Source organism: Cryobacterium sp. N19 (assembly GCF_002929595.1).
In the GTDB taxonomy this organism is placed as follows: domain Bacteria; phylum Actinomycetota; class Actinomycetes; order Actinomycetales; family Microbacteriaceae; genus Cryobacterium; species Cryobacterium flavum.
Genome location: NZ_PJJR01000051.1, coordinates 296,370 through 311,575, shown reverse-complemented (window position 1 = coordinate 311,575; position 15,206 = coordinate 296,370). Strand labels below are relative to the sequence as shown.

Annotated in this window: 15 protein-coding genes and 1 riboswitch; of the genes, 9 read left to right on the top strand and 6 right to left on the bottom strand. The window is 65.5% G+C overall.

Annotated elements, in window-relative coordinates; translation table 11 throughout:
* Positions 1 to 5 precede the first annotated feature (5 nt).
* Positions 6 to 602, top strand: coding sequence for a GNAT family N-acetyltransferase (locus CXY78_RS13070; RefSeq protein ID WP_158252823.1), 597 nt, complete (start codon positions 6 to 8; stop codon positions 600 to 602).
* A complete protein-coding gene (locus CXY78_RS13065) occupies positions 599 to 1,363 on the top strand; it encodes an HAD family hydrolase (RefSeq protein WP_104089682.1) in 765 nt (254 codons plus the stop codon). The genes CXY78_RS13070 and CXY78_RS13065 overlap by 4 nt, the downstream gene beginning before the upstream one ends.
* Positions 1,364 to 1,521: 158 nt before the next feature.
* Here the strand turns inward: CXY78_RS13065 and glpK are convergent, their stop codons facing one another.
* From glpK to CXY78_RS13050, 3 genes are all read right to left on the bottom strand, one after another.
* A complete protein-coding gene (gene glpK, locus CXY78_RS13060) occupies positions 1,522 to 3,036 on the bottom strand; it encodes a glycerol kinase GlpK (RefSeq protein WP_092339028.1) in 1,515 nt (504 codons plus the stop codon).
* A gap of 71 nt (positions 3,037 to 3,107) precedes the next feature.
* Positions 3,108 to 3,842 (bottom strand): MIP/aquaporin family protein, encoded by a 735-nt coding sequence (locus CXY78_RS13055; protein WP_092339488.1) that lies wholly within the window; start codon positions 3,840 to 3,842, stop codon positions 3,108 to 3,110.
* A 189-nt stretch (positions 3,843 to 4,031) separates the two neighbouring features.
* Positions 4,032 to 5,774, bottom strand: coding sequence for a glycerol-3-phosphate dehydrogenase/oxidase (locus CXY78_RS13050; protein ID WP_104089680.1), 1,743 nt, complete (start codon positions 5,772 to 5,774; stop codon positions 4,032 to 4,034).
* A gap of 110 nt (positions 5,775 to 5,884) precedes the next feature.
* Between CXY78_RS13050 and CXY78_RS13045 the strand changes: the two genes are divergently transcribed.
* From CXY78_RS13045 to CXY78_RS13015, 7 genes are all read left to right on the top strand, one after another.
* A complete protein-coding gene (locus tag CXY78_RS13045) occupies positions 5,885 to 6,859 on the top strand; it encodes a sugar-binding transcriptional regulator (RefSeq protein ID WP_338061540.1) in 975 nt (324 codons plus the stop codon).
* Between the two features lie 59 nt (positions 6,860 to 6,918).
* A riboswitch (FMN riboswitch) is annotated at positions 6,919 to 7,055 on the top strand.
* A gap of 90 nt (positions 7,056 to 7,145) precedes the next feature.
* Positions 7,146 to 8,180: a bifunctional diaminohydroxyphosphoribosylaminopyrimidine deaminase/5-amino-6-(5-phosphoribosylamino)uracil reductase RibD gene (gene ribD, locus CXY78_RS13040; RefSeq protein ID WP_233197364.1), complete on the top strand. Its 1,035-nt coding sequence runs from the start codon at positions 7,146 to 7,148 to the stop codon at positions 8,178 to 8,180.
* A 7-nt stretch (positions 8,181 to 8,187) separates the two neighbouring features.
* The gene (locus tag CXY78_RS13035; protein ID WP_092339032.1) at positions 8,188 to 8,835 is read left to right on the top strand and encodes a riboflavin synthase; all 648 of its coding nucleotides are present in this window, start codon (positions 8,188 to 8,190) and stop codon (positions 8,833 to 8,835) included.
* Positions 8,832 to 10,091: a GTP cyclohydrolase II gene (ribA, locus tag CXY78_RS13030; protein WP_092339034.1), complete on the top strand. Its 1,260-nt coding sequence runs from the start codon at positions 8,832 to 8,834 to the stop codon at positions 10,089 to 10,091. Before CXY78_RS13035 ends, ribA begins: the two co-directional genes overlap by 4 nt.
* Positions 10,091 to 10,567 (top strand): 6,7-dimethyl-8-ribityllumazine synthase, encoded by a 477-nt coding sequence (gene ribH, locus CXY78_RS13025; protein ID WP_104089679.1) that lies wholly within the window; start codon positions 10,091 to 10,093, stop codon positions 10,565 to 10,567. The genes ribA and ribH overlap by 1 nt, the downstream gene beginning before the upstream one ends.
* Before the next feature lie 33 nt (positions 10,568 to 10,600).
* On the top strand, positions 10,601 to 10,957 hold the full coding sequence (locus CXY78_RS13020) for a hypothetical protein (RefSeq protein WP_104089677.1): 357 nt from the start codon (positions 10,601 to 10,603) through the stop codon (positions 10,955 to 10,957).
* A 142-nt stretch (positions 10,958 to 11,099) separates the two neighbouring features.
* Entirely contained in the window at positions 11,100 to 12,452 is a 1,353-nt protein-coding gene (locus CXY78_RS13015) for an MFS transporter (RefSeq protein WP_167552410.1), read from the top strand.
* 53 nt (positions 12,453 to 12,505) lie between these two features.
* Here CXY78_RS13015 and CXY78_RS13010 read toward each other — a convergent pair whose 3' ends face one another.
* The 3 genes from CXY78_RS13010 to CXY78_RS13000 are packed head-to-tail and all read right to left on the bottom strand — an operon-like array spanning position 12,506 to position 15,143.
* Complete coding sequence (locus CXY78_RS13010; protein ID WP_233197375.1) at positions 12,506 to 13,330, bottom strand: ABC transporter permease; 825 nt, start codon at positions 13,328 to 13,330, stop codon at positions 12,506 to 12,508.
* 11 nt (positions 13,331 to 13,341) lie between these two features.
* The gene (locus tag CXY78_RS13005) at positions 13,342 to 14,205 is read right to left on the bottom strand and encodes an ABC transporter permease (protein WP_104089675.1); all 864 of its coding nucleotides are present in this window, start codon (positions 14,203 to 14,205) and stop codon (positions 13,342 to 13,344) included.
* Positions 14,202 to 15,143, bottom strand: a complete 942-nt coding sequence (locus CXY78_RS13000) for an ABC transporter ATP-binding protein (RefSeq protein WP_104089674.1) — start codon at positions 15,141 to 15,143, stop codon at positions 14,202 to 14,204. The genes CXY78_RS13005 and CXY78_RS13000 overlap by 4 nt, the downstream gene beginning before the upstream one ends.
* Between the last annotated feature and the right edge of the window lie 63 nt (positions 15,144 to 15,206).

Here is a 15,206-nt window from a genome sequence, read left to right as displayed (position 1 = left end):
CGTTCGTGCTGTCATCGCCCGGGGTCGTGCTCGATCAACCGGTGGCCGACGATGCCGATCGAGTCTTCGAGTACTGCCAGGACCCGATCTTCGAGCGCTTTCTGACCGTTCCGTGGCCGTACCGCTTCGAGCACGCCGAAGGATTCCTCAGCGAGTATGTTCCCGCCGGATGGATGTCGGATCGAGAATATACCTGGGCGCTGCGCGAGACGGCCGGGGCAGACCTCCTCGGCGTGATCGCGCTGCGCTTGACGGGAGAATCCGTCGCGGCCGACGCTTCCGTCCACCGGGTGGGGTCCATCGGCTTCTGGTTGGGCGCCCCGCACCGTGGCCGCGGGCTCATCCCCGAAGCGCAACGACTGGTCGCCGATTGGGCGTTCTCATCCAGACTCATCGATGTTCTGCACTGGGAGTGCCTGCTCGGAAACGTCGCGTCAGCCCGAGCGGCGTGGAAGTCGGGGTTTCGGTATTCCGGGGTGGGGCCATCCGTCGCCGCCTACCGGGACGGAAGCTACCCTGACTCGTGGCAGGGCCACCTCGCCGCCGGAGACGACCGTGGGCCACAGCCCGGCTGGCCCGCAGAGACCCTGGGCTCGCGATGATGCCGAGGGTTGTTCTGTTCGACCTCGACGACACCCTCTTCGCACACCGGGGAGCGGTTGCAGCGGGCATTCTGCTGCACCTCGACCGGATCGGCGGCGAATTCGCTACCGGCGACCGGACGGCGGCCACCGCGCTCTGGGATGCACTCGAGGAGGAGCACTACCACTCCTACCTCGCCGGCACTCTGGATTTCGCCGGCCAACGCCGCGCCCGCGCCCAGGACTTCGCGGCGTCATTCCGCGTTTCGTTGACTGACGCCGAGGCTGACGCCTGGTTCGACGACTACTTCCTGAGGTACCGGGCCAGTTGGCGGCTGCACGACGACGCCCTCCCCTGCCTCGATGCGCTGGTGGAGCTTCTGCCCGGAGTGCGTTTTGGCCTCATCACGAACGGCGACCCGGTCTTTCAGGGCGAGAAAATTTGGCGGGTCGGATTGCACGACCGGTTCGAGCACGTCGTCACCTCGGGTGCACTCGGCGTCGCCAAGCCCGACGTGCGCATCTTCGAGCACGCCTGCGCCCTGTTCGGCGTGCCCGTGTCAGAGGCGGTGTATGTCGGGGACCGGCTCCGCACGGATGCTCTGGGCGCGGCTGCTGCGGGACTGACGGGGGTCTGGCTCGACCGCGCCACCCCATCCGCTGTCCCACTGACGCCTGCCGACAAAATAGACGCCGCGCGCCTCCGTATTCTTCGGATCGAGACCTTGGCCGAACTCACCAGTGCGCTCAGCGGGCAGTCAGTGGAAACGCGCCCGGCCTAACTCCAATTCGCGGCCGCAAATTGCAGGAATTATGCGGCTGGGCCAGGTGGAAAGGGGAGACAGAGCGGAGGCCGGATGGCCAGCTGCTCGTCGAGGCGAGATGCCGAAAGCCCGGCTCCGCGTTGGCGGGGCCGGGCTTTGGGTCACACGGGCGGACGCTAGCGCACGTCTTCGTCTACCCAGTCGAGGGTCTTCGTTACGGCCTTCTTCCAGTTGCGCAGGAGGCGGTCGGCCTCGTCCTTGTCCATGGAGGGCTCCCAGCGGGAGTCTTCCTGCCAGTTGGCGCGGAGGTCGTCGAGGCCGCTCCAGAATCCGACCGCTAGGCCGGCCGCATACGCGGCACCGAGGGCGGTGGTCTCGGCGACGACCGGGCGCACGACCGGCACGCCGATGATGTCGGCCTGGAACTGCATGAGCAGGTCGTTCGCCGTGGCGCCGCCGTCGACCTTGAGCTCAGTCAGCGGCACGCCGGAGTCGGCGTTGACCGCGTCGAGCACCTCGCGGGTCTGGTACGCAATGGCCTCGAGCGCCGCGCGTGCGATGTGACCCTTGTTGACGTAGCGGGTAAGGCCGACCAGGGCACCGCGGGCGTCGGACCGCCAGTACGGCGCGAACAGGCCGGAGAAGGCCGGTACGAAGTAGGCTCCGCCGTTGTCCTTGACCGTCTTGGCGAGGTCTTCGATCTCAGAGGCGTTCTTAATGATGCCGAGCTGGTCGCGCATCCACTGCACGAGCGACCCGGTCACGGCGATCGATCCTTCGAGCGCGTAGTGCACGGGGGCGTCGCCGAGCTTGTAGCCGACCGTGGTGAGCAGGCCGTTCTTCGAGTGGATGATCTCGGTGCCGGTGTTGAAGATCAGAAAGTTACCGGTGCCATAGGTGTTCTTCGCTTCGCCCTGGTCGAAGGCGGCCTGGCCGAAGGTTGCGGCCTGCTGGTCGCCGAGGATGCCGGCGATCGGCACCTCGCGCAGCAGGCTGTGCCCGCTCGCGATGCCGTAGACCTCGGATGAAGACTTGATCTCGGGCAGCATCGACTTCGGCACGTCGAAGATGGCGAGGATCTCGTCGTCCCACTGAAGGGTTTCGAGGTCCATGAACATGGTGCGGCTCGCGTTGGTGACGTCGGTCGCGTGCACGCCGCCCTCGATGCCACCGGTCAGGTTCCAGAGGACCCAGGAGTCGGTGGTGCCGAACAGGAGGTCGCCGGCATCCGCTTTGGCGCGGGCACCCTCGACGTTTTCGAGGATCCAGACGATCTTGGTGCCGGAGAAGTAGGTGGCCAGTGGCAGGCCGACCTTGCCCTTGAACCGCTCGACACCGCCATCCGCTGCGAGACGATCGACGATCGGCTGGGTTCGCGTGTCCTGCCAGACGATGGCGTTGTAGACGGGCACGCCGGTGTTCTTGTCCCAGACGACAGCGGTTTCGCGCTGGTTGGTGATGCCGATGGCTTCGATGTCGTGGCGCGTGATGTTCGCCTTTGACAGCGCCTGGCCGATGGCCTCACGGGTGTTGTCCCAGATTTCCTTCGGGTCATGCTCGACCCAGCCGGCCTGCGGCAGAATCTGTTCGTGCTCGAGCTGGCCGGTCGAAATGATCGACCCCGCCTTGTCGAACACGATCGCGCGGGAGCTCGTGGTTCCCTGGTCGATGGCGAGAACGTACTTGGCCATGTGTAACTCCTTTGTTGTTCCAGGTGGAATTTCTAAGTTTAAAGCGGATGCTGCAGAATACGTCGAGTGGCTTAGCCCAGGATGGGTAGCAGCACTCCCGACGAGGCGCCGGCAAGGACGCCACCGATGATGGGGCCCACGACCGGCACCCAGGAATAGGACCAGTCGCTCGACCCTTTGCCCTTGATCGGCAGCAGGAAGTGCGCGATGCGGGGTCCGAGGTCACGGGCGGGGTTGATGGCGTAACCGGTGGGCCCACCGAGAGAGGCACCGATCGCGATCACGAGCAGGGCCACCGGCAGCGCGCCGAGGGCTGCCAGGCCGCCGCCGTCGCCGTTGCGGCCGAAACCGATGACGACGAAGACGAGCACGAAGGTGCCGATGATCTCGGTGACGAGGTTCCAGCCGTAAGAGCGGATGGCTGGCCCGGTAGAGAAGACGCCGAGCTTGTTGGCGGCTTCCGGCTCCTGGTCGAAGTGCTGCTTGTAGGCGAGCCACACCACGACGGCGCCGAGGATGGCACCGATCATCTGGGCGCCGATATAGGTCAGCGTCGATACGACATTGACCGGCACGCCCGAACCGAAGGTGTCGGCCCCACTCGCGACGAGACCGAGGGTGACGGCCGGGTTCAGGTGGGCACCGGAGTTGTAGGCGGCGATCACACCGGCGTAGACCGCGAGGCCCCAGCCGATGGTGACCATGAGAAAGCCGCCGCCGAAACCCTTGTTCTTGGCGAGGGCGACGTTGGCGACCACGCCACAGCCGAGTAGCACGAGGATGGCCGTTCCCACGACCTCTGACATAAAGACGACACCGAGATTGTCCACATTGACCTTTCAGATGGGGTGCTGCTGGTCACCGCGCTCGACCTAGTTGTCGAGTGCGGCTGTCGTGCGTTGTGTCTAAAACGTATCGGCGCCCAAGGCGGAGTGAGCCGGTTTCGCCTGCACATTCGTGCAGATTGCCGGCAATCGTCAGCCCCGGACGGGGGGTCAGGCGCCGAAGACGGCGGCCTCGCTGACGGCAGCGAGGTCGACCCCGTGCGCGTCGATCAGGATGCCGCGTGCCAGCTCGATTTCTTCAGCCCGGCGTTCGGCGTCCCAGCCGAGCACGGGGGCGACGACGAGCGCGAGCTCTTTGAGCAGCGGGGTGGTGACCGCGCCGACGAAGGCCATGCTGGTGCGGCGCAGGAGCACGTCGATCAGGCGCACGACGCTCTCGGTCGATGCCAGAAACTCGATCTCACGCCGGCTGTAGGCCGCGTTGTGCTGGAGCGGGGCATCCGCCGGACCGCTTGGGTCGGTCAAGAACTCGATGACCTCGCTGGCCCGCGTTCCGTACCGGGCGAGCAGGGCTGCGGCGCGGTCAGTGCCGACCTCGTCGCCGTGGGCGGTGACCCAAACCTGGTGGGCGGCATCCGTTGCCGGGAAGTTGCGCCCGCCACCGATGGCCAGGCCCTCGGTAGAGACGGTGCGCGGCAGGCCAAGCAGCTTCAGAATGTCGGTGCTCAGGTTTTCGGCCAGGGCACGGAACGTTGTCCACTTGCCTCCGACCAGGCTGAGCAGGGTGCCGTCGGCGGCTCCGGCGCGGGGCAGCGGACGCGACTCGATGCGATAGTCGCGGGAGACGAAACCGGGGGCCTCATCGTCGTGGCGGGGCAGCGGGCGCACACCGGCGAAGCGAAACACGATGTGCGAACGATCGACCTTTACCGTTGGGAAAACGTGCGCGACCAGGTCGAAGAAGTAGTCGATCTCAGGTTCGGTGCACCGAATCGGCTTGGTCATATCGTGCTCGAGGTCGGTGGTACCGACCAGAACGCGGCCCTTGAGCGGGTAGATCAACACGATGCGACCGTCTTCATGCTCGAAGAAGATCTCGCGTCCACCGGTTGCCGCGAGCAGCTCCGGGTTGTCGAGCACCACGTGGGAGCCTTTGGTGCCGCCCATGAAGGTGCTCGGCTGACCGAGGGCAGAGTTGGTGAGGTCGGTCCAGGGGCCACTGGTGTTGACGACGACATCCGCCTGGAATCGGAATTCATCGCCGGTGATGGTGTTGCGCAGGAGCACACCGTTCTCATCCATGCCCGCGGCTTCAACGTAATTAGCGGCGCGGGCGTGGGGACCGGCGTCGAGGCCGTCGCGCAGCACATCGAGGGCGAGACGCTCAGGGTCGTGCATGGCCGCGTCGTAGTAGGTGGCGGTGTACTTGAGGCCGGGGTTCAGCAGCGGCAGGGCGGCGAGCGCCTTGGCACGGCCCTTGAACTCGTGGCGCGGCACGGTGCCGCCGTCGCGGGAGAAGGCGTCGTAGATCATCATACCGAGCTTGATGAGCATGGCGCCGCGCTCAACGTGCTTGGCTCCCTGCTTGTGGGTCAGGAACCGGAGCGGCGCTGCCATCACACCGGAGAAGGTGGAGAAGATGGGAATGGTCGTCTGCAGCGGCTTGACGTAGTGCGGCGCGATCTTGAGCAGGCTGTTGCGCTCCGTCACCGACTCCTTCACCAGGCGAAACTCACCGTTTTCGAGGTAGCGCACGCCGCCGTGGATCATGTGCGAGCTGGCCGACGAGGCGCCGGAGACGAAGTCGTTCTTTTCTACGATGACCACGTCGACGCCCTGCAGTGCCAGATCGCGGAAGGTCGCGATGCCGTTGATGCCTGCGCCGATGATGAGCACCTGGGCGTTCGGATGAGCGGAGATCGCGGTCGAAGTCTGTGAGTTTAAGAACGACATTGTTGTCACCTCTGTCTCGGGCTTGCACTCGACAAGCCATGTGAATAGATTCATTCTGACAGTCCTACATAATTTCTCAACCGGATTGAACATACGTGCAAGGAGCCGCTGTGACCTTCGAGACCGACCCCGTGCAGTCCGACCGCAGCCGCGATGCCCTCACCGCCGCGCACCTGTACTACATGCAGGACCTCACAATGGATGCCATTGCCCAGGAGCTACATACCTCCCGTTCCTCCGTCTCCCGCTTGCTCAGCCACGCTCGAGAGACCGGCCTGGTCGACATCCAAATCAAGTCCCCACTGGATGCCCCGAGTCACCTCGAGCAGCAGATCGAGGCTCGATTTCAGATCACCGCGCACGTCGTTCCGGTTCCGGACAGCGCGAGCGATGTCGATCGGCTCGAGCGTGTGGCCCTGTCTGTTGCACGGATTCTCGGCCAATACTTTGACTCGAACATGACCATGGGTATCGCCTGGGGTTCGACCATGAACGCGATCAGCCGGCACGTGACGCCCAAGCAGACGCACAACTCGCAGATCGTGCAGCTCAACGGCGCCGGAAATATGCGTACGACCGGTCTCGGCTACGCGAGTGAGATTCTCGGCCGTTTCGGAACGGCCTTCGGCGCGCATGTGCAGCAGTTTCCGGTGCCGGCCTTCTTCGACGACCCCGCGACCAAGCAGGCGCTGTGGCGCGAGCGCAGCATCAGTCGCCTGATCGATATGCAGTCCATCATGGATATCGCCCTGTTCGGCCTCGGTTCTCCGTTCTCCGGCGTGATCAGCCGGGTCTACGCCGGCGGCTACCTCGAGCAGGCCGAATTCGACGCCCTCAGCGCGGCCGGCGTGGTCGGCGACGTCGCGACAGTGTTCTACCGCGCCGACGGTTCGGCCGACGATATCGCCATGAACGAACGCTCCACCGGTCCGGACTTCACCGCGCTGCGCCGCACCCCGCGCCGCATCTGCGTTGTGGCCGGTCGCTCCAAGCTCGCGAGCCTGCGCGGCGCTCTGGCCGCACACCTCATCACCGACCTGTTCGTCGACGAGAGCACGGCCCGCGCCCTGGTCGAGGCAAACTGATCGGATATTGAACGGAATACCACGGCGCGCAGGCTGTTGCACTATAACTAGAAGTACTACACGTGCTCCGGGGTCGGTGTAATTCCGAACCGGCGGTTAAAGTCCGCGACCCGTTAGTCCCTTTGACGAGGGACCGACGGTTGAGCTGGTGAAACTCCAGCACCGACGGTTAAAGTCCGGACGGGAGGCGCACGAGTTGGTTGGCCCCTACGGTTGACCGACGGGTTTTAGGCATGATGATGCACACCCACGCCCCCGGAGCTCGTCCGACACGGATGAGGGCGGGATGACCAACAACGCGGCAGTTAACGTGGGCCTGCGGAGCGCCATGCGCCGCGCCCTCGAGCTGGCCGCCCAGGGCCTCGCCACCGGAGTCAACCCGCGGGTGGGCTGCGTAATTCTGAATGCCAACGGCGAGACCCTCGCCGAAGGGTGGCACCGCGGCGCCGGCACCCGGCACGCGGAGGTCGACGCGCTCGCACAGCTCGACCCCGGCGCCGCTCGCGGAAGCACCGTCGTTGTCACGCTCGAACCGTGCAACCATATCGGCCGCACCGGTCCGTGCGCAGAGGCCCTGATCGATGCCGGCGTGGCCCGCGTCGTGTACTCGGTGACCGACCCGGGCCAGCACTCCTGCGGCGGGGCCGACCGGCTGCGCGCCGCCGGCATCGAGGTGCAGGGCGGGCTGTTCGCCAATGTCGGCGAGGCTTTTCTCGCCGACTGGCTCGTCGCCGCCCGCCTCGGTCGCCCGTTCGTCACTCTCAAATGGGCGTCGAGCCTCGACGGGCGCGCGGCCGCCGCCGACGGCTCCAGCCGTTGGATCACCGGCGACGCGGCCCGCCTCGACGTGCACCGACGTCGTAGCGCCTCCGATGCGATCCTGATCGGCACCGGCACCGTTCTCGCCGATGACCCCGCCTTGACCGCGCGCGACGCCGACGGTGTGCTGCTCCCCCGGCAGCCCGTGCCCGTGGTGGTCGGGCGACGCGAGGCGCCGGCATCCTCTGCCCTGTTTGCGCACCCGCAGCAGCCGCTGTTCTTCGACGGCCTCGACCTGCCCGGCCTACTCGCCGACCTGCACAAACGCGCCGTGCGCAGCGTGTTCATCGAGGGCGGCCCAACCGTGGCGAGCGCGTTCGTGGCCGCCGGGCTGGTCGACGAATACCTCGTCTACCTCGCGCCGACGCTGATCGGCGGCCCGCGACTGGCCCTCACTGACATCGGCGTAGCCGCAATCGGCGAGCAGCGCCGCCTCTCTATCCACTCCCTCGACCGCCTCGGCGACGATGTTCTCATCGTGGCCCGACCGCTCACACCCTAAGGAACCCATGTTCACCGGAATCATCGAGGAGCTCGGCCAGATCGAGCGCATCGAGACCACAGCGGATGCCGCCCGCCTCACCATCCGCGGCCCACTCGTGGTCGACGGCGCCGGTCACGGCGACTCCATCGCCGTAGCCGGCGTCTGCCTCACCGTGGTCGAACGCACCCCCGACACGTTCACCGCCGACGTGATGGCCCAGACCCTGTCGATGTCGACCCTGTCTGACGCCAGAGTCGGCTCCACGGTCAACCTCGAACGCGCCGCCCTCGTCGGCGGACGACTCGGCGGCCACATCGTGCAGGGCCACATCGACGGCACCAGCACCGTACTCGCCGTCACCCCCGGCGAGGCCTGGCGGGTGCTGCGATTCAGCCTCAGCGCCCAGCTGGCGCCGCTCGTGGTCGGTAAGGGGTCGATCGCCATCGACGGCGTCTCCCTCACCGTGAGCAACATCAGTCCGGCCACCGATGTGAACCAGTGGTTCGAGGTGTCGCTCATTCCGGAGACCCTCACCGCCACCACCCTCGGCGAACGCGCCGTCGGCGACCGGGTCAACATCGAGACCGACATTCTGGCGCGCCACGTCGAACGGATGCTGGCCCTCGCCACCCACAATTCCCAGCCCGAAGCAGCAACAAGGAGCGCATCATGAGCCTCGCCGATATTCCCTCCGCACTCGACGCCCTGCGCCTCGGCCGACCGGTCATCGTCGCCGACGACGAGGGCCGCGAAAACGAGGGCGACGTCATCATCTCCGCCCAGTTGGCCACGCAGGAGTGGATCGCCTGGACCGTGCGCTACTCCTCCGGATTCATCTGCGCGCCGATGACCAACGAGATCGCCGACCAGCTCGACCTGCCGGTGATGGTGCTCAACAACGAGGACCCACTCGGCACCAACTACACGGTGAGTGTCGATGCCGCCGACCGGCTGTCGACCGGCATCAGTGCCGCTGACCGCGCCCACACCCTGCGGGTGCTGGCCGACCCGCAGTCGGCCCCGGCCAGCCTGCACCGCCCCGGCCACATCCTGCCGCTGCGGGCCCGCGACGGCGGCGTGCGAGAGCGCGGCGGCCACACCGAAGCCGGCGTCGACCTCATGAAACTGGCCGGCCTGGTTCCGGTCGCCGCGATCGCCGAGATCGTCGCCGAGGACGGCGAAATGATGCGCCTGCCCGGCCTGCTCGAACTCGGTGAGCGCGAGGGGCTGCTCGTCATCACGATCAAAGACCTGATCAGCTACCTGGACGAGTTCCACCCGAACGAGGCGCTGCCGACGATCGCCCCGATCATCGAGGCCCCGCGGGTCGACTTCGAGGTGGAGACCACGGTGCCCACCCGGCACGGGGCCTTCCGAGTACGCGCCTACCGGGACCGCTCCACCGGTGCCGATCACGTCGCTTTCGTCGCCGGAACCCCGGTCAATGGTGCCATTGTGCGGGTGCACTCCGAGTGCCTCACCGGGGAGGCCTTCGGCTCGCTCAAGTGCGAGTGCGGACCGCAGCTCGACGCCTCCCTCGACATCATCCAGGCGGAGGGCGGCGTCGTCGTCTACCTGCGCGGCCAGGAGGGGCGCGGCATCGGCCTGATCAACAAGCTGCGCGCCTACGAGCTGCAGGAGGACGGCCTCGACACCCTCGACGCCAACCTCGCGCTGGGGCTGCCCGGCGACAGCCGCGATTACGGCGCGGCCACCAGCATCCTGCACGATCTGGGTTTGCAGTCGGTGCGGCTGCTCACCAACAACCCGGAGAAGGTGCGTCAACTTGAACTGCACGGCGTCGCCGTGACCGAACGGGTGCCGCTCGTGGTGGGTATCGGCGAGTTCAACGAGGAGTACGTCGCCACCAAACGTGACCGCATGGGTCACCACATTTCCAACATCGAAATCATGAACGGAATCGCCTAATGGCTGGAACAGGACCCACAATCAGCGTTGACGGACGCGGCCTTCGGCTCGTCATCGTTGCCGGTCTGTGGCACACCGGCATCACCGACGGCCTCATCGCCGGCGCGACCCGGGTGCTCGAAGCGAGCAACGCCGAATTCTCACTCGTTCGCGTTCCGGGCAGCTTCGAATTGCCCGTCGCCTGCAAGGTCGCGCTCGATAGCGGTGCCGACGCGGTCGTCGCGCTCGGCGTGATCATTCGCGGCGGCACCCCCCACTTCGAGTTCGTTTCGAATGCGGCAACGGATGGCCTCACCCGCGTCGCCCTCGACACCGGCAAGCCTGTGGGGTTCGGCGTCTTGACGCTGGACGACGAGCAGCAGGGCCTCGACCGGGCCGGATTGCCCGGGTCGAAGGAAGACAAGGGCGAGGAGGCGGCATCCGCTGCCCTCTCGACCGCGTTGGTGCTTCGGGAGTTGCGCGGGCACATCGGGTAAGGGACGGCGTCTTTGTGTCTCTAGGCTGAACGCATGGACCTTATACGCAATATTCTGCTCATTCTGCACTTCGTCGGACTGGCTTCGCTGCTCGGCGGCTTTCTCGTGCAGATCAAGCCGATCATTGTCGGCAAGGGCACGATCGTCGCCGCAATGTTCCACGGTGCGCTGACCCAGCTGGTCACCGGCGTGCTGCTCGTCGGCATCATCGAGATGGGTTCGCTCGGCCACATCGACAATGCCAAGATCGGCGTCAAGCTGGTCGTGCTCCTCGTGATCACCGTGCTCGTGATCGTCAACCGCAAGAAGCCGAGCGTTTCATCGCTCGTGCTCTGGGCCATTGGCGCCTTGACCCTGGCCAACGTTGCCATCGCGGTGCTCTGGAAGTAACTGCGCGAAAGCGGGCTAAGGTATTTCGTGACCTCTACACGCGGCCACACCACCATTCGTGCGTAAACGCTTCCGCGGGAAGTCAGATCGACTTGCGGGTTTCGTCGGCGCTCAGCCATCCTTTCGAAAGCGTTCCATCCTCATGTCAACAAGCACAGCGTCAGTATCGACGCCGACTACACCTCTCAATCCGAAGAGTCGCGTCATCATGGCGAGCCTCATCGGCACGACCATTGAGTTCTACGACTTCTACGTCTACGCGACGGCAGCCGTTCTGGTCTTCCCGCACCTGTTCTTTCCGACCGGCAACGACACCACCGCGCTGCTCGCCTCCTTCGCCGTCTTCGGCGCTGCGATGGTCGCCCGCCCGATCGGCGCGCTGTTCTTCGGCCACTTCGGTGACCGCAAGGGACGCAAGGCCACCCTGGTCGGCGCTCTGCTCACGATGGGTATCGCGACCTTTTTGATCGGCCTGCTGCCGACCTACGCCATGATCGGCTGGTGGGCACCGCTCATGCTCGTCATCCTGCGTCTCGCCCAAGGCTTCGCCCTCGGTGGGGAGTGGAGCGGCGCGGCGCTGGTTGCGACCGAGAATGCTCCGGTCGGCAAGCGCGCCTGGTACGGCACCTTCCCGCAGGTCGGCGCCCCGCTCGGCTTCATCATTGCCAACGGCCTGTTTCTCGGCCTCGCCCTCGCGCTGCCGTCGACCGACCCGACCCGTCCGTCGGAGGCGTTCCTCGAGTGGGCCTGGCGCGTGCCGTTCCTGTTCTCGGCCGTGATGGTCATCGTCGGACTCTGGGTGCGTCTGCGCCTAGTTGAAAGTGACGTCTTCACCAAGGTCGTCAAGGCTGACAGGGTTGAGAAGCTGCCGCTCGCTGCCGTGTTCAAGTCCAACTGGCGCGAACTCATCCTCGGCACGTTCATCATGCTGGCCACCTACGTGCTGTTCTACCTGATGACCACCTTCACGCTGAGCTACGGTCGTGCCGCCACCGATGCCGAGGTCCCCGGACTCGGCTTCACCTACAACAGCTTCATTCTCATGATGATTCTCGGCGTGGTGTTCTTCGGAATCTTCACCCTCGCCTCCGGCCCCTGGGCGGATAAGCACGGACGTCGCAAGACGCTCATCATCGTGACCCTGTTCATCATCGTGTTCGGGTTCCTCTTCGTGCCGTTGCTCGGTGCCGGTGACCTCAGTGTGATGCTGTTCCTCATCGTGGGCTTCTCGCTCATGGGCATGACCTTCGGCCCGATGGGCGCGTTGCTGCCCGAGCTGTTCCCGACCAATGTGCGCTACACCGGCTCGGCGTTCGCTTACAACATAAGTTCCATTCTGGGTGCCGCAGTTGCCCCGTTCATCGCCGTCTGGCTCTGGACGATCGGCGAGGGCAGCCCGTTCTGGGTCGGCATCTACCTCTCGGTGATGGGTGTCATCACCCTGATCGCGCTGATCCTGAGCCGCGAAACCAAAGACCTCGACCTGCACCGCTGAGTTCTTTCGGTACGGCATCCGCTCCTCTCACGCTCGGCGTGGGGGGAGCGTTGTCAGTTCAGGAAGAGGGCTTTGAGGCGGCGGGTGGTCGCGAACAGGCCGACCACGATCATCACGGCATAGTAGAGCACGTGCCAGAGCAGCCCAAGGTTGACCTGGCCGGTGGTCAGTGCCCGCACGAGCTCGACACCGTGCCAGAGCGGCAGCGCCTGGATCACATATTGGATTCCCTGCGGGTAGACGCTGAGCGGGTAGAACGTGGCCGAAAACAGAAACATCGGCAGCAGCACGAAGTTGATCCAGTCCATCTGCTGGAACGTCTTCATGTAGCTTGTGACCGCCATACCCACGCTCGCAAAGCCGAACGCGATGAGCAACACGGCGAGCAGGGCGAGCAGCGCCCACCAGGACAGGTTCAGGCCGAGGGCCTGCATGACGAGCATGAATCCGGTCGCGTAGAGCAGTCCGCGCAGCAGGGCGAGCGAGATCTCGCCGAGTGCCACGTCGAGCGGGCCGAGCGAGGTCGATAGCATCCCCTCGTAAAGCTTGGCGAACTGCATCTTGAAGAACACGTTCCAGGTCGAGTCGTAGATCGCGCCGTTCATCGCGGCGACGGCGAGCAGGGCCGGGGCAATGAACGCTGCGTAGGAGACCTGGGTGCCGTCGGCGGTCTGCACCTGCCCGATCAGTGCCCCGAGGCCGAGGCCCATTGACAGCAGGTAGAAGATGGGCTCGACGAAGCCGCTCAGTACGACGAGGGAGTTGGTGCTGCGGGTCGCTCGCCAGCCGCGCGCCATGACACTGCGCGCGTTGCCAGCATAAAGGTGGCCGAACGCGCGCGGCGGGCGAGCGCCCGCCGCGATCGTCGACGGAGACAGCTGCGGCCCGGTCACTTGTTCAACCTGTCGGCCGTGAGGCGGCGGGCACAGATCCAGCCGACGGCCAGCAGCGCGGCGAGATAGAGCACGTGCACGAGGCTCAACCAGATCGGCTCCGGCATACCGTAGGCGAAGACTCGAGAGAGTTCGGTGCCGTGCCAGAGTGGCGAGATCCAGCCGATCCACTGCAGGTACGGTGGCAGCACATCGAGGGGAAAGAACGTGCCCGAGAACAGGGTCATCGGCAAAATGACGAAGCGTTGCACCATGGCGAGCTGTCCGGTGTCGTCTTTGAGGGTGGCCGTGTAGGCCATCACGAGCGCCCCGAAGGCCAGGCCGGTGAGCAGCGCCACGAGCACAGCGACGAACCCCAGTGGCCCCGGTACCGCCCCGAAGACCAGCATGAAGACGAAGAAGATGGCACAGGTGAGCAGCATGCGCGCGGCGACCGAGATGACGATGCCGTTGATGATCTGGCCGGGCTGAATCGAGCTTGCGTTCATGCCGAAGAAGGTGGGGTTCCACTTGAAGCCGAGCATGATCGGGTAGGTGAACTCTTCGGAAGCCACCGCGATCGCACTGCTGGCGAGCAACGCCGGGGCGAGGAAGGAGAGGTAGCTCACCCCGTTGACGGCGTCGTCGCCGAGATTGCCGTCGACCAGGCTTGCCAGGCCTACCCCCATCGCGTACAGGTAGACCAGCGGGCTGCCGATTGCTGTGAACAGCACGGTCTGGGCATACGACCGCATCACCAAAAATCGGTGTTCGGCCACATACCAGGAGCCGTAACGGCGGGTACGCGCGGCCTGCGCGACCGCCGCCGCGAGCGTATCAGAGCGGATGCCGTCGCTCGTGTTATCGGAAAGCGTGCTCATTCGATCAGGTTTCGGCCGGTGAGCCGCAGGAACACGTCTTCGAGGCTGGAGCGACGCACGAGGCTGGTGATCGGGTGGAGGCCGGCTGCGGTCATCCGCTCTAATTCATTCTCGCCGCTGTCGCTGTAGACCAGGATGCGGTCGGGCAGCACGTCGACCCGCTCGCCATAGCCCTCGATGCGGCCCGCGACCTCGGCGTTCTGGGTGGACCCGAACCGCACCTCGAGCACTTCGCGCGAGGAATAGCGGCGAATGAGGTCGGCCGGGGAACCTTCGGCCATGATGCGCCCCTTGTCGACCACGACGAGGCGGTCGCAGAGCTGCTCGGCTTCGTCCATATAGTGGGTGGTGAGGAGCAGCGTCGTGCCCTGCTCTTTCAGGCGGAAGAGGCGGTCCCAGAGAATGTGGCGTGCCTGCGGGTCGAGGCCGGTGGTCGGTTCGTCGAGGAGCAGGATGCGCGGGTCGTTGATGAGGGCCCGGGCGATGGTGAGGCGACGCTTCATGCCGCCGGACAGGTCGTCGACCTTGGCGGAGGCCTTGTCGGCGAGCTGCGCGAACTCGAGCAGTTCGTCGGCCCGACGGGCCACCCGGGCGCGCGGCAGCCCGAAGTAGCGGCCGTAGACCAGTAGGTTCTCCCGCACCTTGAGTTCCATGTCGAGGTTGTTCTCCTGCGGAACGACACCGAGCTGGGAGCGAATCTCGGGACCATACCGATTGGGGTCGAGGCCGAGCACAGTCAGGTCGCCGCTCGTGCGCGTGGAGACCGCACCGATCATGCGCATCGTCGTGGATTTACCGGCGCCGTTGGGCCCGAGCAGCCCGAAGGACTCCCCCGGCGCAACCTCAAAGCTGATGCCGTCGACGGCGACGAAATCGCTTGCGTTCTTGACCGGATAACTTTTGACGAGATTCTGGGTGGCGATGACAGGCTCTGGCACAGTTCTAACCTAGACCGCACCGGTGACACTGGGGATTGTTCGCATCTTCGGCAGCTACGATTC

Excerpts from the sequence above, each read along its gene's own strand:
- CXY78_RS13065 (WP_104089682.1), top strand. The coding sequence starts at position 599 with ATGATGCCGAGGGTTGTTCTGTTCGACCTCGACGACACCCTCTTCGCA.
- glpK (WP_092339028.1), bottom strand. The coding sequence starts at position 3,036 with ATGGCCAAGTACGTTCTCGCCATCGACCAGGGAACCACGAGCTCCCGC.
- CXY78_RS13055 (WP_092339488.1), bottom strand. The coding sequence starts at position 3,842 with ATGTCAGAGGTCGTGGGAACGGCCATCCTCGTGCTACTCGGCTGTGGC.
- CXY78_RS13050 (WP_104089680.1), bottom strand. The coding sequence starts at position 5,774 with ATGTCGTTCTTAAACTCACAGACTTCGACCGCGATCTCCGCTCATCCG.
- ribD (WP_233197364.1), top strand. The coding sequence starts at position 7,146 with ATGACCAACAACGCGGCAGTTAACGTGGGCCTGCGGAGCGCCATGCGC.
- CXY78_RS13035 (WP_092339032.1), top strand. The coding sequence starts at position 8,188 with ATGTTCACCGGAATCATCGAGGAGCTCGGCCAGATCGAGCGCATCGAG.
- ribA (WP_092339034.1), top strand. The coding sequence starts at position 8,832 with ATGAGCCTCGCCGATATTCCCTCCGCACTCGACGCCCTGCGCCTCGGC.
- ribH (WP_104089679.1), top strand. The coding sequence starts at position 10,091 with ATGGCTGGAACAGGACCCACAATCAGCGTTGACGGACGCGGCCTTCGG.
- CXY78_RS13020 (WP_104089677.1), top strand. The coding sequence starts at position 10,601 with ATGGACCTTATACGCAATATTCTGCTCATTCTGCACTTCGTCGGACTG.
- CXY78_RS13015 (WP_167552410.1), top strand. The coding sequence starts at position 11,100 with ATGTCAACAAGCACAGCGTCAGTATCGACGCCGACTACACCTCTCAAT.
- CXY78_RS13005 (WP_104089675.1), bottom strand. The coding sequence starts at position 14,205 with ATGAGCACGCTTTCCGATAACACGAGCGACGGCATCCGCTCTGATACG.